The sequence below is a fragment of the Clostridium boliviensis genome, assembly GCF_033342255.1.
GTDB lineage: Bacteria > Bacillota > Clostridia > Lachnospirales > Lachnospiraceae > Lacrimispora > Lacrimispora boliviensis.
Window position 1 is genome coordinate 47669 of the sequence record NZ_JAWONS010000026.1, and the last position, 16455, is coordinate 64123.

Below are 16455 nucleotides of genomic sequence, written 5' to 3' on the forward strand. Positions count from 1 at the left end.
AGGAGAATATTCATGTCAGTAAAAATTTTAGGAGTCAGCACAGGGCGTAAAAACAGCAACTGTGATGTTTTGTTAAAGGAGGCACTTCTTGCATGTCAGGAGGAGGGAGCCGATGTTACAATGGTCAATTTGAGAGATTATGACATTATAGATTGTACCGGATGCACCTCATGTACCATAGGCATGTCACAGGGAAAGAATACCGGCTGCGTATTGGACAATAAGGATGATAAGAAGAAAATCATGGAGGTGCTGTTAGAAGCGGACGGGGTTATTTTTGCAGCACCTACTTACGATCTGCAGGCCTGTTCCGTATTTGCAAAGTTTGCCCAGAGAAGTTTAAGCTATGAGAACTCATTCCTGGAGTCCATCGGGGCAATCGAACATAAGGACAGAGTCAGTGCTTTGATTGCCGTAGGTGGGTCCACCCGTTCCTGGCAGTCCATGGCTCTGGAATCCATGCAGGCAGCTATGTTCACTTCGGACTTTAAGGTTGTGGATATGTATCTTGCTACGAGAGTTCCGGCTCCTGCACAATGTCTCCTTCACGACGAGATGATTGAACGAGTGGGGCAGATGGGGAAAAACATCGTGACTGCAATCAATACTCCTGTGGAAGAACGCAAATGGCTGGGAGACGAAGATATGGGCTGGTGTCCAAACTGCCATTCCAATGCACTGATTCTGGGAGAAGTTCAGTGGGATGGGCTTCATTTTCCAGTTGAATGCCAGGTATGCGGTGCTGGCGGAACCCTTGAGAAAGCAGAAGAGGGAAAGTGGAAGTTTGTGATTCAGGAAAATGGGCTTATAAGAGACCGTAATACCCTGGCGGGAAGGGGCAAGCACCTGGAAGAAATCATCCATACGCAGGGAGGGTTCTTATCCGATCCGGAGAAACGCAGAATTGCCAGCGAAAAGCTTGAAAAATACAAAAACCTGAATTTTAAAACAATATAAAATCAAAAAATGGAGGTATTTCGATGAAGCAGTTACATACAGATGTTATTGTGGTGGCAGCAGGACTTTCTGGAATGGCAGCAGGCATTACTGCAGCAGAAAATGGGGCAGAGGTAATCATTTTTGAAAAATCTAATACAACCGGCGGCGCTGCCAATATGGGAATGGGACCTCTTGGGGTGGGGTCTCCTATACAGAAACAGCAGATGATTTCCCTGACACCTGGAGAAGCATTTCGCAAGCACATGTATTATACCCATTACCGGGTAGATGCACGTCTGGTCCGGGATTACTATTATAAGTCTGGAGAGACCATTGAATGGCTTATGGACATGGGAGTAGAATTCTTAGGAGTGCAGAGGGCATTTAATGCGCCAGAAGCCACAAGAGCATATTCGGATGGGGAATTTACCTGGCATGTGGTAAAACCGGAGGGCGGCGGAGCTCCCGGCCCACGCTGTGCAACGGCTATGACAAAGAAGATGACGGAACGGGCAAAAGAACTGGGAGTGGAATTTTTTATGGAGACTCCTGTTGCCAAAGTTATCATGGAAGATGGACGGGCTGTGGGAGTCATTGCCAGAGACAGAGACGGCGGAGAAATAGAAGCAAGAGCCAAGGCGGTGATTCTTGCAACCGGAGGTTTCGGAGACAATCCGGAAATGATCAGGGAACAGACCGGATATGAATTTGGTAAGACAATCTTTAATTTTGCCATACCTGGAATGAAAGGGGATGGGATCAAAATGGCATGGGAAGCCGGTGCCGGGCATGCCCCCTGCACCATGGAACTGATGTACCAGCTTCCGGATAACATGAATCATTTTATTCTGGACGGAGCATTCCGCCAGCCATGTCTCTGGGTCAATCGGAATGGAAATCGTTTTATGCCGGAAGACCAGATTGCCAATACTACGTTCACAGGCAACGCGATTTCCTCCCAGCCAGGCTATGTGGCATATTCGATCTTTGACAGTAAGTTATTAAAGAAATATAAGAAAAAAGGCCCGGATATTATTTCGCATGTGCATCCTCACGATCTGTTCGACCACTTTGAGGATCAGTGGGAACGGGATTTAGCGGATGGGTATGAACCCATCTGTCAGGCCGACACCATTGAAGAATTGGCAAAGAAAGCCGGAATTGATTCAGAGGGGCTGAAAAAACAAATCGAAGAGTACAATGAAATGTGCGAGGCAGGATTTGATGAGATTTTTGAAAAAAACCGGGCATTTATGCAGCCCATTGAAAAAGGACCGTTTTATTGCTGCCGTCAGAATGTAGGGGCTTACGGCACTTTGGGTGGAGTAAAGATCAATCATAAGACACAGGTATTAAATGAAGAGGCAAAGGTAATTCCTGGTTTTTATTGTGTTGGGACAGATGCGTGCAATATTTTTGGAGACAGCTATCCGTTTATCCTTTCCGGAAATTCAATGGGATTTTGCTTAAACAGTGGAAGAATAGCAGGAGAAAATGCAGCAGAAGAAGCGGTGGAGTATTAAAGTCTTAGAATACGGGGGCTGATTCGCTAAGTGGAGGAAATATGTGGTTAACAATTGATGATAAGCAGATAGAGGCAAAAGAAGGAATGTCCGTTTTAAATGCTGCTTTGGGGGCGGGAATATACATTCCACATCTTTGCGGGCATCCGGATCTGGAGGCGATAGGGGGATGCCGCCTGTGTTCCGTAGAGATTGAAGGTATGGATGAGGCAGTTCCTTCCTGCATGGTAAAGGTGCAGGAAGGGATGAGGGTTACTATTCATGGACCCAAAGCGGAAAAGACCAGAAAGACGGCGATGGAACTGATTCTTGCAACACATCCTGCGGACTGCACCGGTTGCCCAAAGTACGGAAAATGTGAATTGCAATCCATGTATCAGTATCTGGGAGTGGGTCCCGAGCGGTGGAAAAAGAAGGCCAGAACAGTCCCAACCGATGACAGCAATCCCTTAATCCGGCATTTGTTTACCAGATGCGTCCGTTGTGGACGCTGTGTGCGTGCCTGCAGGGATCTTCGTGGTGTGAAGGTGCTGGATTTCCAAAAAACAGATGAGGGAGTACGCATCGGAACCGACGGAAACATTTCCTTGAAAGAAGCAGGCTGTAAATTCTGTGGAGCCTGTATTGAAGTCTGCCCTACCGGCTCCATTATGGATGCCCTGGGACAGATAAGGGAAGACGTCTCTTATGGGGAAAGTGTGGTTCCATGCAGGACTGCATGTCCTGCACATACAGATATCCCCAGGTACTTAAGGTACATAAAAGAGGGAGAATATGAAAAAGCAACCGCTGTTATCCGCGAAAAGCTGCCTTTTCCAGAAACACTGGGATGCATCTGCAATCACATTTGCGAAACAGCCTGTAAGCGCAACGAGCTTGGAAAGCCGCTGTCTGTCTGCAAGTTAAAAAGAACCGCCGCCGCTGTTCATTCCGATGAATGGAAGAAAAACAGAAAAACCGCGGCTCCTACAGGAAAAAAGGCGGCTGTAATCGGAGCCGGTCCAGCCGGCTTGACAGCAGCCTATTATCTGGCAAAGAAAGGTCATGAAGTAACCGTCTTTGAGTCCAACGAAAAAGCGGGCGGACAGTGCCGTTATGGAATCCCTTCCTACCGGTTGCCCGATGAGGTGCTGGACCGGGAGATCAGCGATATTCTGGAAGTTGGAGTTTCGCTGAGGGTGAATACTGCGGCTGACGCACCGGAAGTCCTTTTAAAACAGGGATATGATACGGTTTTAATTGCTACCGGTACCCATAAGGGCATCCGGCTGCCGTTGGAAGGCAATATGCTTCCCGGAGTCATGCTGAATACGGATTTTCTAAAAGATGCACGCAGAAACCAGATTGATGATCCAGGTAAAAGAGTGATGGTGCTGGGCGGTGGAAATGTTGCTTATGACTGCGCCAGGACAGCCCTTCGCCTGGGCGCAGAAGAGGTCCACATTGCCTGCCTGGAAGGCGGGGATCAGATGACCGCATCAGAAGAAGAAATACGGGAAGGAAGAGATGAGGGAATTATTCTTCATTCCAGCCATTCGTTTCTTCGTATTACAGGAAACACGAAAGTAGAAGGCGTCGAGCTTCAAAAAGTGGAGAAGTTTTATTTTGATGAAAACAGGAAAGCAGTCATAGAACTTGTAGAGGGATCTCGGGAGAACATACCAGTGGATCATGTGATTTTCGCAGTGGGACAGGCACCGGCTGGGACAGAGGAGTTGGGGATCGAACTGAATCCTGGTTTCTTTGTAAAGGTAAACAGCTCTTTTTCTACCAGCATGCCAGGGGTTTATGGGGCTGGCGATGTGGTAACCGGAACAAAATCAGTAATAGAAGCGATTGCTGCCGGGAGAAAGTCTGCTGTGGAGATGGACCGTTACCTTGGTGGAGACGGAGATATTTCCGAAGAACTGCTGGAAAAGGAAACGGCGGATCCGTTCCTTGGAAGGACGGAAGATTTTGGAAACTTAAAGCGGCTGTCACCGGCTCTTATGGAACCCCAGGAACGGAAAAAAAGCTTCGCTGCAGTGGAACAGACATTTACCTGTGGGGAAGCAAAATGTGAAGCAGGGCGGTGCCTGCAATGTGATTTGAGGTTGAATCTAACCAATCCCAGGCTTTGGAACGAATACTAGGAGGAACGAAGGATGATGGATATGATTATTTGCAATGCAATGCCGGTATATCATGAGGCACCCGTTTCTTCTATGATTATAAAAGATAACATAGAAAAGGTCATGGAAGCGCTGTTAAAGGAACCTGCCGGTATTCGTTACCTGATTGTGCCGGAGGGCGGTTGGGTATGGGATAAACCTGAGGGTCTGACAATCATCGAAACCCGTCATAAATCCGGTTTTAGTTATGGAAATGATTCTGCACTGAAAAAGGTAACTGAGGGAGAAAAGCCGATTCCATTATGCCGCAACGATGAGTTTCATTCGGATGACTGCAGGGTGGTTACAGTAGAAGAATTGCTGAATGCCGGGAAGAAGAAAGTGTATGTCGGAGGGAAGGCTGAGAAAAAGGGATTTCTTGATTTGGACAGGAAGATAACTCCGGGATATATACTGGCTGCCTCTGGGGTGCAGGGAATATTTAAGGCAATGTACTTTGGTCATCCAATGGGAGTTTTCATCAATGAGACCATGATAGATCAACCGGTTGAACTGACCACGGATTATATTGAAATCTTAAATGAGTCGGATTGTATGCTGGATTATCTTCTTAAAACCGCAGACAGATACGGAAAAGAAGCTTGTGGAAGATGTGTATTCGGTCATGAAGGTGTTTTTCAGATCCGTATGCTTTTAACGGATATGACCTTAAAAAAAGGGAAAATACATGATCTGAACTTAATTTTAGATTTATGCCATGAAATGAAGAGGCAATCCCTTTGCGAAGCCGGTTTTTCCATTGCCAATACGGTGGAGAGTGCTTTGGATTGCTTTAAAAGTGAAATAGAGGAGCATATCACCAGGAAAAGCTGTAAAGCAGGAGTATGTCAAAAGTTTTTGACTTTTCACATTCTGCCGGATATATGTACAGGCTGCACGGAGTGCCTTGATGTATGTGAGGATGAAGCTATTCTCGGGAAAAAGAAATTTATCCATGTCATCGACCAGAATGAATGCTCCGGGTGCGGCGACTGTATAGAGGCCTGCGAGGAGAATGCAATCATAAGGGCAGGAGCGGATAAGCCCAAATGTCCGAAAAAACCGGTACCATGTAAGCGTATATAAGTATGTTAAAAACCAAGTGCAGTTTAATAAAAGGCAGTTGATAACTAACATCATTTTTATAGCAGGCAGATAAAACTCTGCCTGTTATTGTAATTTTAATTTTATAAATAAATTTAGTTGTCTTGTATCATTTTTCTATAGGAACTGGGCGACATTCCCTCATATTTTTTAAATATTCTGGAAAAGTAATTGATATCATCAAACCCACATTGATTGGCCACCTCCCGTATAGAGTGTTTGGTTGAATTTAATAATAATAAAGCTTGTTTGATGCGGGTTTGAGTAATATATTCAGTGACTGTCTTACCCAGTTCCTTTTTGAAGAGAGTAGATAGATAACTGCTGTTCAAATTTAAGTATTCAGCCATTTTTTTCAGGGTAAGATTTTCATTATAATGGAGATCTATATAAGTGACACAGTCCTGAATATTGTCAGAGTATTTTTTGACAGAATGATTGTGAATCAGCAGGCAGTATTTACGAATCATATCAGCGGAAAGTTTCATTAATTGCAGATCATTGGTACATTGTTCAATTTCTATGGCAAATTGGTGTGATATTTTATCAATGTAGAATGGGTGAACTTCGCATTCCCTTGCCGCAGCCCTTAAAAGTGTATTAAATACAATCATAAAATTTTTAGAATTACGCAGTTGGTTTGAAGTTCGCTGTCCGTAATTAAATTGTATCATTTTCTTGTGTAAACGTATCGCTTCCCTGATGTTTTGCTGTTTAACAGCGGCAATCATCTGCTGTTCAATCTGATATCGTTGTTCTACCAGATTCAGTGACAAATCACCTTCAGAAAAAGAATGTTCAAAATCATTCGCTGTAATCAGATTATTTAAAACATCTGAATGGCTCTGATAAATGATTCGCATTTCCGGTCCCAGTACAGGTGAAAAAAGCGCGGTAATAAAAGCCTGGAATTTTTCACGGGCGAACGTTAATGGAAGATTGTTGTAAAAGAATTTTAATTCCTGTTCCATATGCGGAGACGGATAAATACCTGCTATTTGTTGAATTTCCGGTTCAGTTGGCCTGCTAAACAAAAAAGGACCGATTGATAAATAAGAACTGGCATCATCTGCAATAGGAAGTTTCAAATATACATTACAGAAATGATAAGAGCTCTCTATGAGATAAATATTAGGAAAAGAACATTCCTGTATCAGCCAGTTTTTGATATCTTCATAAGGATTTTGCTGTGGATACAGGTGGGAACGTAAGGAGTAATCAATCTCGCTGATATTATCAAATGGAGAAGTTAGAAGTGTTGACTGTATGTTTTGACTGTCGAATATATTTTTTGCTAAGTTAATAGATTGATCAATCATATTTATGAGTACCTCCTTATGGAATCATCTTTATTCAAAATAGCATAAATTTCATGACAAAACAATATAAAACAAAAAATAATGCTATTTTTAATAAAAAAAATTCTGTTATCTTGCATAAATAATTGTTACTATTTTGCTGGAGGCCCTGGGAAGAGAAAGATTATCATTTATCTGATGTAATAATGGATTATTTCAGCAACTTTGCTAAGCATGGGAACCCTAATGGTGAATCGCTTCCAGAATGGAAAACAACAAGTAATTCCCAGACTGATGTTATGATATTTTCAGATTCAGAGATAGGAATGGGCAAAATAGCAGGGAGTAAATAAAATGTTACAAAATATTGAAAACTATAAAAAAAAGAAACAATTCCTGGTCTGTGTAGATTCGGACGGTTGCGCTATGGATACCATGGATATAAAGCATAAAAAATGTTTTGGTCCCTGTCTGATTGAAACATGGAATCTGCAGCAATGGGAGGAGGAAATTCTTAATCGCTGGTGTGAGATTAATCTGTATTCCGAATTAAGAGGAATTAACAGATTTAAAGGACTTGCAATCGCGCTGCAAGAAATCAATGAAACCTACATTGAAATCGAGGCTCTGGATACTTTTCTGAATTGGGTAAAAGCAACAAAAGAATTATCCAATGAATCTTTGATGGAGCAAATTTCAAAGAACACTTCCGTATGCCTTCAAATGGCATTACAGTGGTCACAAAACCTGAATAAAAAAATTAAAGAATTGATGCCTGAAGAAAAGCTACCTTTTGATCATGTAAAGGAAGTATTGGAACAGGTACATCAGTATGCGGATATTGCAATTGTTTCTTCTGCAAATTATGAAGCTGTCCGGGAGGAATGGTCTGATAATGGACTTCTGGATCATATTGATTTGCTGTTATCACAAAATATTGGAAGTAAATCTCATTGTATTCATGAATTGCTGGCAAAGGGATATGATTCGGACCATGTAATCATGATAGGGGATGCCCCTGGAGATGAGAAAGCTGCTGATGAGAATCGAGTTCTTTTTTATCCGATTCTTGTAAGACAGGAAGCAAAATCGTGGAAAGAGTTTTCCGAGTATGGGTTAGAAAAATTTCTTCAACAGAAGTTTGGTGATGACGCTGTCTGCTACAAAAAGAAATTCTATGATAATTTTAAAAATGAGAAAGAGGAAATATAAATTGGTAAATTTAAAAGAACAACCATTTTGCTTAAATGAAGAACAGATTTCATGGGTGGAACAGATTTATTCTGAAATGACATTGGACGAAAAAATCGGACAATTGTTTATCCTGTTGAAAGGAGCTCCCGGAGTCAATGAAGAACAAATAAAGCATTCTGTAAGCCAATCTCATCAGGGAGGTCTGCGCTGGCAGGGAGGAGATAAGGAAGCAGTTTATTTACAAAATACGTTATATCAGAAGTATAGCAAGATTCCTTTACTGATTGCAGCCAATTGTGATGATGGTGGAAACGGCTGTATACCAGAAGGAACGTTTGTCGCCACAGCAGCGGAATGCGGAGCTGGAAGCAATGTGGAGCATTCCTATCATATAGGACTGGTGGCTGGCCGGGAAGCGACTGCGGTTGGCTGTAACTGGATGTTTAATCCAATTACAGATATCTACATGAACTGGCGAAATACCATTGTGAATACAAGGAGTTTCGGTGATAATGCACAGATAGTCACCGATCATGCCCGGGCATACATAAAGGGGATTAAAGAAGCGAATCCCAACATGGCCTGCTGCTGCAAGCATTTTCCAGGAGATGGTGTGGAAGAACTGGACCAGCATCTTGCGCTTGGTGTAAATTCCCTGAGTGTGGAAGAATGGAATAGTAGTTTTCGAAAAGTATATCAGACCATGATTGATGAGGGCCTTGAATCAATTATGGCCGGACATATTGCCTTACCGGAAATGAGCAGAAAGTTACGCCCTGGAATAAAAGATGAAGAAATAATGCCGGCAACACTTGCCCCAGAATTAATCACTGATCTGCTCCGGAATGAGATGAAATTCAATGGTGTCATCACTACGGATGCGTCTCATATGGTTGGTATGACTGCCATGATCAGGCGATGCGATGCCATTCCCAGGGCTATTGCCTCCGGCTGCGACATGTTCTTATTTGCCAATGATGTAGAAGAGGATATGGGATATCTTCGTGAAGGAATTAAGAACGGGGGCGTAACACAGGAGCGGCTTTCCGACGCAGTACACCGTGTCCTTGGGTTAAAGGCAAAGTTACATCTTTACGATGAGTCAGTAAGAATACCAGATCAGCAATTGAAAGACAAATGGATTGGCTGTGAAGAACATCATGCATTTACAAAACTGGCAGCAGATGAATGCATTACGCTGGTAAAAGACACAAAGCAGCTAATTCCTGTTGATGTGCATTCAAAAAAGAGAGCATATCTGGTTTACGTTCAGAGCACACCAACCAGTAAGGGATACAAAGGCGATCCTGTAAAAGAAACAGTAATAAAAGAATTAGAGCGCGCGGGATTTGATGTTGACGTATGTCCGAATTACCATGATCTTGAAGTGGAAAACGGAGTGTCTCCCATGAACTTTGTGAAAATGCTGGGGCACGAATCACGACAGTCCTTTATTGATAATCACGATATTGTATTTCTGGTGATAAACGTAAAAGGTTATGCACTGGAAAACAATGTCCGCCTTCGCTGGAGCTGCAATCATAGCTGTGAACTTCCCTGGTATAATCTGGAGGTCCCCACAATTGGAATCAGCCTCAATTATACCAATCACTTAATTGATGTACCCCAGATTCATACCTTTGTGAATGCTTATGGCAGCAATCAGGAGAATATCAGAGCAGCAATTGAAAAAATATGCGGAAAAAGTAAATTCTGTGGAACTGCTAATGATAAAGTATTCTGTGACAGATGGGATACCAGACTGTAGAAGGAAAAATTAGCTTCGGTATTTTCTCCTGTAATTGGTTGGTGTCTCTCCGTACAATTTTTTAAATACCTTAATAAAATAATTCGCATCTGATATGCCAACGGAACTGCTTATTTCCTGCATGGACATATCGGTGCTGGAAAGCAGAATGGAGGCTTGCTTCATTCTGCTTTTTTGCAGATATGAATTAGGTGTGGTGCCGGTTTCCTTGCGAAATACAGAAATCAGGTAATTCAGGGATACGTTTAATTCATCAGCAAGTTCTTTTATCCTGATATCTTTATAATATTCGTGGTCAAAAAAGTATAACGCACTTTGTACGAGGAAACTATATTTCTGATCTTTGTAATGATGGATTGCATTACAGAACTCGCGGATCATTTTTTCTTTTGCAGTCAGAATTTCTTCCACGCTTTTTGCACTATGAGTAACAGCAGTGTTCTGAGACGATATTCTGTCAACTACGATAGCCGGAAGACCGGACCGAAGTGCGGCAAGTCTTACAGTTGTTCTGGTAATCGCCGCTCCGATCCGCTCATTTTCCAGGGTAGTTCCAATCCGTTTTAAATAGGCCACATCCATTTGCATATTATGAAGATTAAAAATAGCAGATCTGGAGTTTCCGCGTTCAATCGCCTGAATAAAATGCTGTTCATAAGTATACCGTTTTTCAAGAAGTTCTGTATAGTGTTCCCGGGTTTCATATTCTTTTGGTATTAAAGCTGTGTGATTAAAAAAATTAATATGCTGAATCTGCTTTTCCGGACTTTGCGGGCAGACTGTATGAATCAACGACGAAACCATGCGAAAAAGTTCAGATTCTTTTATGGCGGGGAGCGAACTGAGATAGGAAAAAAAATCCGTCTGGCTTAAGTTTGTTATTTTGTACTGATCAAATATAGTACGGGCATCCTTGGGCGTCATAAGAAGCGTGCAGAAAGGACCTATTACCACAGGATTTTCCTCAATAAAAAAGATAACTAAATGCACCATGAATGCATCCGTCAGATAATAGATTCGATCAGGAACGTATTGCTGTGTATAAAGGTTTAATATCTCACTGGTAAAAAAAGCCTGAACATTGTGAATTCGATTTTTATCAATAAATTTTTCTATTTGATCTTCCTGGTCAAATACACTAATCTGTAAATGATAAAAATCCTGAATTAAAGACGCTGCAATTGTATATTTTTCATAGGTACTATTTTTCATTTTACTGCCTTTCTCCGGGATAATTATATATTGCTATTTCGAATGATATTATTCTATCACAAAAAATATAAATATGCTATTCTATTACGCGTAGCTGATAAAGTAAAAAAAACAGGGAGGACATAATGGATAACAGCTCAAATGAAAAAATAAAAAAGTATATGAAGGAGGACGGGATACATTTCGTTCCGGTCTGGCGTATCTTCGGATTCAGCGGTGCTAACATGGCGGTGAATCTCTATATGGGAATTACCATGATTATGTCATATTATCTCAATGGATATGTAGGGATGGCTGTAGTATTGGCATCCAGTTTTTCTACTATTATGCGTTTGTGGGATGGCGTTACAGATCCTATCGTTGGTTTTCTTATTGATAAGTTCGGCGGACGGTTTGGAAAATGGGAATGACGGAAAAGAATTTATATGTTCTGCACACAATAATGGAAATGGAATAATTGTTTTTAATGATACAGCGTTATTGCCCGGAAAAAATTGCTTTGTAGTTAAAAGTGTAGAAGCGGAAGAAGGAGCAGATTGTGCAGAGGATTGTGCGACCTTTGAACGAGCGGCAGAAAAGGAAATGTCCTATCGATTACCTGATTCTGGAGCGGGTAAAGCTGTAAGAAACTGGTTTTTGAAAGAGGATGATCTGATAAGAGAAGGATTTTTTTCCTTAAAGGACAGTGCTTATGATATCACTCAGAATCAGGAGGCGATGAAGGCATTATCTAAATTTGCCCCTGTAACAGCTGAAAAAATAATAAAAGATGATGGCATTCCATTAGGGCTGGCTCTTATGAGTATTGTCAGTCGTGATAAAGACAATAATCCTGATTTCAAAATGGTAGATTTAAACAGTGCTTTAAACGAAATAAAAAAATACTAGTTTCCTCTGGGAAAGATCATATTTTTGGTCTTTTCCTACTTTTTTTTTCGTCTGGTTTGTGCTATATATATTCTATGGGAGGTCTTGATATGAAACTTTGTATTGGCGATACGATTACGGTCTGCGAAGAAGATCATGAAAAAAATTACAGTGTAGAAGAAATAACAGATGATTATATTAAACTGACGAACCGGGCAGAGCAGGAAACAGGCTCTATGCACGTGTTTTCCGCTGATGAGGAAGATAAAAGACTGCTCACACGCCAGGTAGTGAACCGGCTTCATCAGGTGGAAGATATCAGTTACCAGAAGGCTGTGAAAATTCTGGGAATTCTCATGGATGCAGATGATGAGATATAGTATTAACACGGGTTGTTTTTCGTCTGATTTTAGGATATACTGAATTTGTTTAACATTATAATTCAGAAAAGGAAATGATAACAACATGGACATAAAACCAAAGACCAGAACCGTGATACCACGATACCAGCAGATTGCAATTGAGGTAGCTGCACGTATTGCAAATGGAGAATACGGAGAAGGGGTGAAGATATATGCCCGCTCCTCCCTTGCAAGCCAGTATAGCGTTTCTCCGGAAACTGCCCGCAGGGCCATTTGCATACTCAGTGACTTAGGCATCGTGTCATCGGAAAAGGGCAGCGGTATTATCATAAGATCCCAGAAGAAGGCGAAGGATTATATTCAGCAGAACAGTAAGCTGGAGACCATTGACACCATTAAAGAGAATTTAATGAAAAGCGTGGCCCGCCAGAAGAAAGAGATGGATTACTTAAATGAGTGTATGAATGAACTGATTGAAGCTTCCGTACATTTCCGATCCATGAATCCTTTTATGCCGTTTGAGATCCGGATTACGAATGACTGTGTTTACCTGAATAAGACGGTAACAGAGATACAGTTCTGGCAGCATACAGGTGCGACTGTGATTGCTGTAAGCAGGAAGGATCTGGTAATGAAATCACCAGGACCCTATGTGGCGCTGACGGAGGGCGATACGATTTATTTCATTGCGCAGGATGATACAGCGGACCGCGTGAAGGAATTTTTATATCCTGAAAATTAACTTAATAAATGAAACCATAAGGCCGCAGGACTCGGATGAGATCCTGCGGTCTTGCTGCATTTTGGAAGTAAAATGTTAAGAATGTTGACAGATCTTAATAATTATGTTATATTTTTAAAGGTGACAACTTACAAATTAAGGCAAGTTGTTTGTTCAGTCTAGTTCACAACAGACTAACATTAAAGTTGAAATGCAGCTGAAATCCACATTCTTTTTATCTTTTACAAATCAAAAATTTCCTTGAATCATCTAATCTAAAGTTACGGGATAATACAACAGTGCTAAATATGTTTTGTTTTTTATACAAAAAATTGAGCACACTAAGTGAAAAGAATGTTGATCACTCGCATGCCTGTTTTTGTGAATATAAAAAGGAAGGTAAGTATATGACCAAATTAGAAGTGAAAAATCTATATAAGATATTTGGTACAACACCCCACCGGGTGATGGAACGGTTAAAAAAAGGCCAGTCCAAAAAAGACATATTAAAAGAAACCGACCACGGGATTGGCGTTAACAATGCAAGCTTTGCAGTGGAAGAGGGAGAGATCTTTGTGGTTATGGGACTGTCCGGAAGTGGAAAGTCAACGTTAATCAGATGTCTCAATCGTCTCATTGAACCCACCAGCGGGGAAGTCTTTATAGACAATCAGAATATCATGCAATGCGACAAAGCACAGTTAAGAGAAGTAAGAAGAAAAAAGATAGGTATGGTTTTTCAGAATTTTGCACTGCTGCCTCACCGCAGTATTGAAGAAAATGTGGCGTTTGGTCTGGAGATACAAAACGAAAAGTTAGATGAACGTATGAAAAAAGCTCACGAAGCTCTGGAGCTGGTTGGCTTAAAGGGTTATGAAAAATCCATGCCGTCAGAGCTTAGCGGTGGAATGCAGCAGCGAGTAGGTCTTGCAAGAGCCTTAGCCACTAACCCTGATATCTTACTGATGGATGAGGCATTCAGTGCCCTGGACCCCCTGATCAGAAAAGAAATGCAGGATGAATTGCTTTCTATTCAGTCTAAAATGCAGAAAACAATTATTTTCATCACTCATGACCTTGACGAGGCATTAAAAATCGGTGACAGAATAGCGATTATGAAAGATGGAGAGATTGTTCAGATCGGTACACCGGAAGATATATTAAAGAACCCTGCCAACGATTATGTAAAAGAGTTTGTTCAGGGTGTAAACCGCGTGAAAGTTGTAACAGCCGGTTCCATCATGAAGCCAGCAGACACTCTGGTTTATACCAAGGATGGTGCAAGAGTGGCAGTAAGAAAGATGAAGGAAGCCAATATATCCAGTGTTTTTATGGTAGATAAGCAAAAGAAGATCAAGGGTATTATTAAGATTGAAGATACGCTGGAGCTGATCAATTCCGGTAAGGAAGATTTAGGCGAAATTATCGATCGTGATATCAATGAAGTTTCACCTGATACTTTAATAGAAGATTTAATACCATTATTCATGAATTCAAAATATCCGGTAGTTGTTACGGATGAAGAACAGACAATTAAGGGAATTATATTTAAAGTCTCTGTACTGGCTGGAATAATGGGAGAGGAGGTAGTTAATGATTAGGCTGCCAATTGGTGTTTATGTAGAAAAAGGTGTTGACTGGCTGACCATTCACTGGTCGTCGTTTTTTGTGGGAATTAAAGTCGGCATAGAGTCAATTATTGATGGATTTGAATTTATATATATCGGAATTCCGTTTGTTATTATGCTGGTGTTAATTGCAGCCCTGGCTTATGTAACAGCTGGAAAGAGAACTGCGATTTTTTCAGTTGCAGGCTGTTTAATTATTAAAAGTATTGAATTATGGGAAATGACCATGAGTACATTTGCTCTTGTTACAACAGCGACATTAATCGCACTGTTGATTGGAATTCCGCTGGGGATCTGGATGTCAAGAAGCGACCGGTTGAATAAAATCATGAGACCTGTTCTCGATTTTATGCAGACCATGCCGGCATTCGTATACCTGATCCCGGCAGTTTACTTTTTTGATCTGGGTCCGGTACCAGGTGCTGTTGCAACCATAATCTTTGCAATGCCGCCTATTGTACGTTTAACAAGCCTGGGGATCAGACAGGTGCCCGCCGATGTGGTGGAAGCCTCCAGATCCTTTGGAGCAACTCCAAAACAGATGCTCTTCAAGGTGCAGATTCCGCTGGCTATGCCAACGATTCTGGCAGGTTTAAATCAGACCATCATGTTATCCCTGTCCATGGTAGTTATCTCTGCCATGATTGGTTCAGGCGGTCTTGGTGATGTTGTATTAAAGGGTATATCCCAGATGAAGGTTGGTGACGGGTTTGAAGGTGGTCTGGCTGTCGTAATTCTGGCCATGATCCTGGATCGTATTACTCAGAGTATTGGTAAATCAAAAAAAGCAAAAGGTTAAAAAGAAAGGAAGATTGAATGAAGAAAATTATAGCATGTGTTTTAACAATGGGATTAGCGGTAAGTATGGTAACTGGATGTGCTTCTGGCGCTAAGAAGGAGGAAGCAAAGGAGATTAAAATCGGGTATGTAAACTGGTCAGAAGGAATCGCGATGACGAACCTTGCAGCTGCAATACTGGAAGATAAGATGGGGTACGATGTTGATATGGTACTCGCCGATGTAGCTCCTGTATTTACTTCACTGGCAAGCGGAAATACAGATCTATTTCTTGACACCTGGCTGCCGGTTACACATAAAGATTATCTTGATAAATATGGAAAAGATATTGTAGATATGGGTGTTGAGTATGAAAATGCAAAGATCGGTCTTGTAGTTCCGTCTTATGTTGATATAAACAGCATTGACCAGTTAAACGACAGCAAGGATAAGTTTGGCGGTAAAATTATAGGAATTGATTCCGGGGCTGGAATTATGAAGAAAACAGAAGAAGCTATCGATGAGTATGGCCTGGATTACGAACTGGTCAGCGGCAGCGGCCCTGCCATGACTGCATCCTTAAAGAAGGCAATTGATAAAAACGAAGCAATTGCTGTAACTGGTTGGACACCTCATTGGATGTTCGCCCGTTGGGATTTAAAAGTTCTGGAAGATCCAAAAGGGGTCTATGGTGATGCAGAAAATATTCATGCATACAGCAGAAAAGGATTTGATAAAGATATGCCGGATGCAGCAGAATTTATCAAAAATTTCAAATTATCGGATGATGTATTATCTGATCTGATGGCTAAGATTGAAGACAGCAAGGAAGATCCCCTTGTGACAGCAAAAAAATGGATGAATGAGAATGAAGATCAGGTAAATTCATGGTTAGGTAAGTAAGGGGTGTTT

At 41.5% G+C, this 16455-nt stretch carries 16 protein-coding genes; 14 read left to right on the forward strand and 2 right to left on the reverse strand.

Features of this window, described 5'->3' with window-relative positions; genetic code table 11:
* Positions 1 to 12: 12 nt before the first annotated feature.
* From RZO55_RS01200 to RZO55_RS01215, 4 genes are read left to right on the forward strand one after another with little or no spacing between them, the layout of a single operon-like run.
* Complete coding sequence (locus RZO55_RS01200) at positions 13 to 957, forward strand: flavodoxin family protein (RefSeq protein WP_318062479.1); 945 nt, start codon at positions 13 to 15, stop codon at positions 955 to 957.
* 23 nt (positions 958 to 980) lie between these two features.
* On the forward strand, positions 981 to 2462 hold the full coding sequence (locus RZO55_RS01205) for an FAD-dependent oxidoreductase (protein WP_318062480.1): 1482 nt from the start codon (positions 981 to 983) through the stop codon (positions 2460 to 2462).
* Positions 2463 to 2503: 41 nt separating this feature from the next.
* The gene (locus RZO55_RS01210; protein WP_318062481.1) at positions 2504 to 4594 is read left to right on the forward strand and encodes an FAD-dependent oxidoreductase; all 2091 of its coding nucleotides are present in this window, start codon (positions 2504 to 2506) and stop codon (positions 4592 to 4594) included.
* A gap of 12 nt (positions 4595 to 4606) precedes the next feature.
* Positions 4607 to 5698 carry an NADH-ubiquinone oxidoreductase-F iron-sulfur binding region domain-containing protein gene (locus tag RZO55_RS01215; RefSeq protein WP_318062482.1) on the forward strand — a complete coding sequence of 364 codons (1092 nt, stop codon included), beginning with the start codon at positions 4607 to 4609 and terminating at the stop codon, positions 5696 to 5698.
* 113 nt (positions 5699 to 5811) lie between these two features.
* Here RZO55_RS01215 and RZO55_RS01220 read toward each other — a convergent pair whose 3' ends face one another.
* Positions 5812 to 7035 carry an AraC family transcriptional regulator gene (locus tag RZO55_RS01220; RefSeq protein ID WP_318062483.1) on the reverse strand — a complete coding sequence of 408 codons (1224 nt, stop codon included), beginning with the start codon at positions 7033 to 7035 and terminating at the stop codon, positions 5812 to 5814.
* A 125-nt stretch (positions 7036 to 7160) separates the two neighbouring features.
* Between RZO55_RS01220 and RZO55_RS01225 the strand changes: the two genes are divergently transcribed.
* The 3 genes from RZO55_RS01225 to RZO55_RS01235 are packed head-to-tail and all read left to right on the forward strand — an operon-like array spanning position 7161 to position 9976.
* The gene (locus RZO55_RS01225; RefSeq protein ID WP_318062484.1) at positions 7161 to 7367 is read left to right on the forward strand and encodes a carboxylesterase family protein; all 207 of its coding nucleotides are present in this window, start codon (positions 7161 to 7163) and stop codon (positions 7365 to 7367) included.
* 1 nt (position 7368) lies between these two features.
* A complete protein-coding gene (locus RZO55_RS01230; protein WP_318062485.1) occupies positions 7369 to 8226 on the forward strand; it encodes an HAD family hydrolase in 858 nt (285 codons plus the stop codon).
* A 1-nt stretch (position 8227) separates the two neighbouring features.
* Entirely contained in the window at positions 8228 to 9976 is a 1749-nt protein-coding gene (locus RZO55_RS01235; protein WP_318062486.1) for a glycoside hydrolase family 3 protein, read from the forward strand.
* Between the two features lie 9 nt (positions 9977 to 9985).
* On the opposite strand, the gene RZO55_RS01240 is transcribed toward RZO55_RS01235, so the two are convergent.
* A complete protein-coding gene (locus RZO55_RS01240; protein WP_318062487.1) occupies positions 9986 to 11188 on the reverse strand; it encodes a helix-turn-helix transcriptional regulator in 1203 nt (400 codons plus the stop codon).
* A 125-nt stretch (positions 11189 to 11313) separates the two neighbouring features.
* Here RZO55_RS01240 and RZO55_RS01245 point away from each other — a divergent pair, with 125 nt between their 5' ends.
* The 7 genes from RZO55_RS01245 (at position 11314) to RZO55_RS01275 (ending at position 16446) form a co-directional block, all read left to right on the forward strand.
* Positions 11314 to 11598 (forward strand): MFS transporter, encoded by a 285-nt coding sequence (locus RZO55_RS01245; protein ID WP_318062488.1) that lies wholly within the window; start codon positions 11314 to 11316, stop codon positions 11596 to 11598.
* Entirely contained in the window at positions 11582 to 12076 is a 495-nt protein-coding gene (locus tag RZO55_RS01250; protein ID WP_318062489.1) for a hypothetical protein, read from the forward strand. Before RZO55_RS01245 ends, RZO55_RS01250 begins: the two co-directional genes overlap by 17 nt.
* Before the next feature lie 89 nt (positions 12077 to 12165).
* On the forward strand, positions 12166 to 12435 hold the full coding sequence (locus RZO55_RS01255; RefSeq protein ID WP_318062490.1) for a hypothetical protein: 270 nt from the start codon (positions 12166 to 12168) through the stop codon (positions 12433 to 12435).
* An 85-nt stretch (positions 12436 to 12520) separates the two neighbouring features.
* Positions 12521 to 13159 (forward strand): GntR family transcriptional regulator, encoded by a 639-nt coding sequence (locus RZO55_RS01260; protein ID WP_318062491.1) that lies wholly within the window; start codon positions 12521 to 12523, stop codon positions 13157 to 13159.
* 386 nt (positions 13160 to 13545) lie between these two features.
* Positions 13546 to 14739 (forward strand): quaternary amine ABC transporter ATP-binding protein, encoded by a 1194-nt coding sequence (locus RZO55_RS01265; protein WP_318062492.1) that lies wholly within the window; start codon positions 13546 to 13548, stop codon positions 14737 to 14739.
* Entirely contained in the window at positions 14732 to 15565 is an 834-nt protein-coding gene (locus RZO55_RS01270; RefSeq protein ID WP_318062493.1) for an ABC transporter permease, read from the forward strand. Before RZO55_RS01265 ends, RZO55_RS01270 begins: the two co-directional genes overlap by 8 nt.
* A gap of 17 nt (positions 15566 to 15582) precedes the next feature.
* On the forward strand, positions 15583 to 16446 hold the full coding sequence (locus tag RZO55_RS01275) for a glycine betaine ABC transporter substrate-binding protein (RefSeq protein ID WP_318062494.1): 864 nt from the start codon (positions 15583 to 15585) through the stop codon (positions 16444 to 16446).
* Positions 16447 to 16455: the final 9 nt, after the last annotated feature.

Excerpts from the sequence above, each read along its gene's own strand:
- RZO55_RS01210 (WP_318062481.1), top strand. The coding sequence starts at position 2,504 with ATGTGGTTAACAATTGATGATAAGCAGATAGAGGCAAAAGAAGGAATG.
- RZO55_RS01255 (WP_318062490.1), top strand. The coding sequence starts at position 12,166 with ATGAAACTTTGTATTGGCGATACGATTACGGTCTGCGAAGAAGATCAT.
- RZO55_RS01230 (WP_318062485.1), top strand. The coding sequence starts at position 7,369 with ATGTTACAAAATATTGAAAACTATAAAAAAAAGAAACAATTCCTGGTC.
- RZO55_RS01260 (WP_318062491.1), top strand. The coding sequence starts at position 12,521 with ATGGACATAAAACCAAAGACCAGAACCGTGATACCACGATACCAGCAG.
- RZO55_RS01200 (WP_318062479.1), top strand. The coding sequence starts at position 13 with ATGTCAGTAAAAATTTTAGGAGTCAGCACAGGGCGTAAAAACAGCAAC.
- RZO55_RS01245 (WP_318062488.1), top strand. The coding sequence starts at position 11,314 with ATGGATAACAGCTCAAATGAAAAAATAAAAAAGTATATGAAGGAGGAC.
- RZO55_RS01205 (WP_318062480.1), top strand. The coding sequence starts at position 981 with ATGAAGCAGTTACATACAGATGTTATTGTGGTGGCAGCAGGACTTTCT.
- RZO55_RS01215 (WP_318062482.1), top strand. The coding sequence starts at position 4,607 with ATGATGGATATGATTATTTGCAATGCAATGCCGGTATATCATGAGGCA.
- RZO55_RS01275 (WP_318062494.1), top strand. The coding sequence starts at position 15,583 with ATGAAGAAAATTATAGCATGTGTTTTAACAATGGGATTAGCGGTAAGT.
- RZO55_RS01220 (WP_318062483.1), bottom strand. The coding sequence starts at position 7,035 with ATGATTGATCAATCTATTAACTTAGCAAAAAATATATTCGACAGTCAA.
- RZO55_RS01240 (WP_318062487.1), bottom strand. The coding sequence starts at position 11,188 with ATGAAAAATAGTACCTATGAAAAATATACAATTGCAGCGTCTTTAATT.
- RZO55_RS01265 (WP_318062492.1), top strand. The coding sequence starts at position 13,546 with ATGACCAAATTAGAAGTGAAAAATCTATATAAGATATTTGGTACAACA.
- RZO55_RS01270 (WP_318062493.1), top strand. The coding sequence starts at position 14,732 with ATGATTAGGCTGCCAATTGGTGTTTATGTAGAAAAAGGTGTTGACTGG.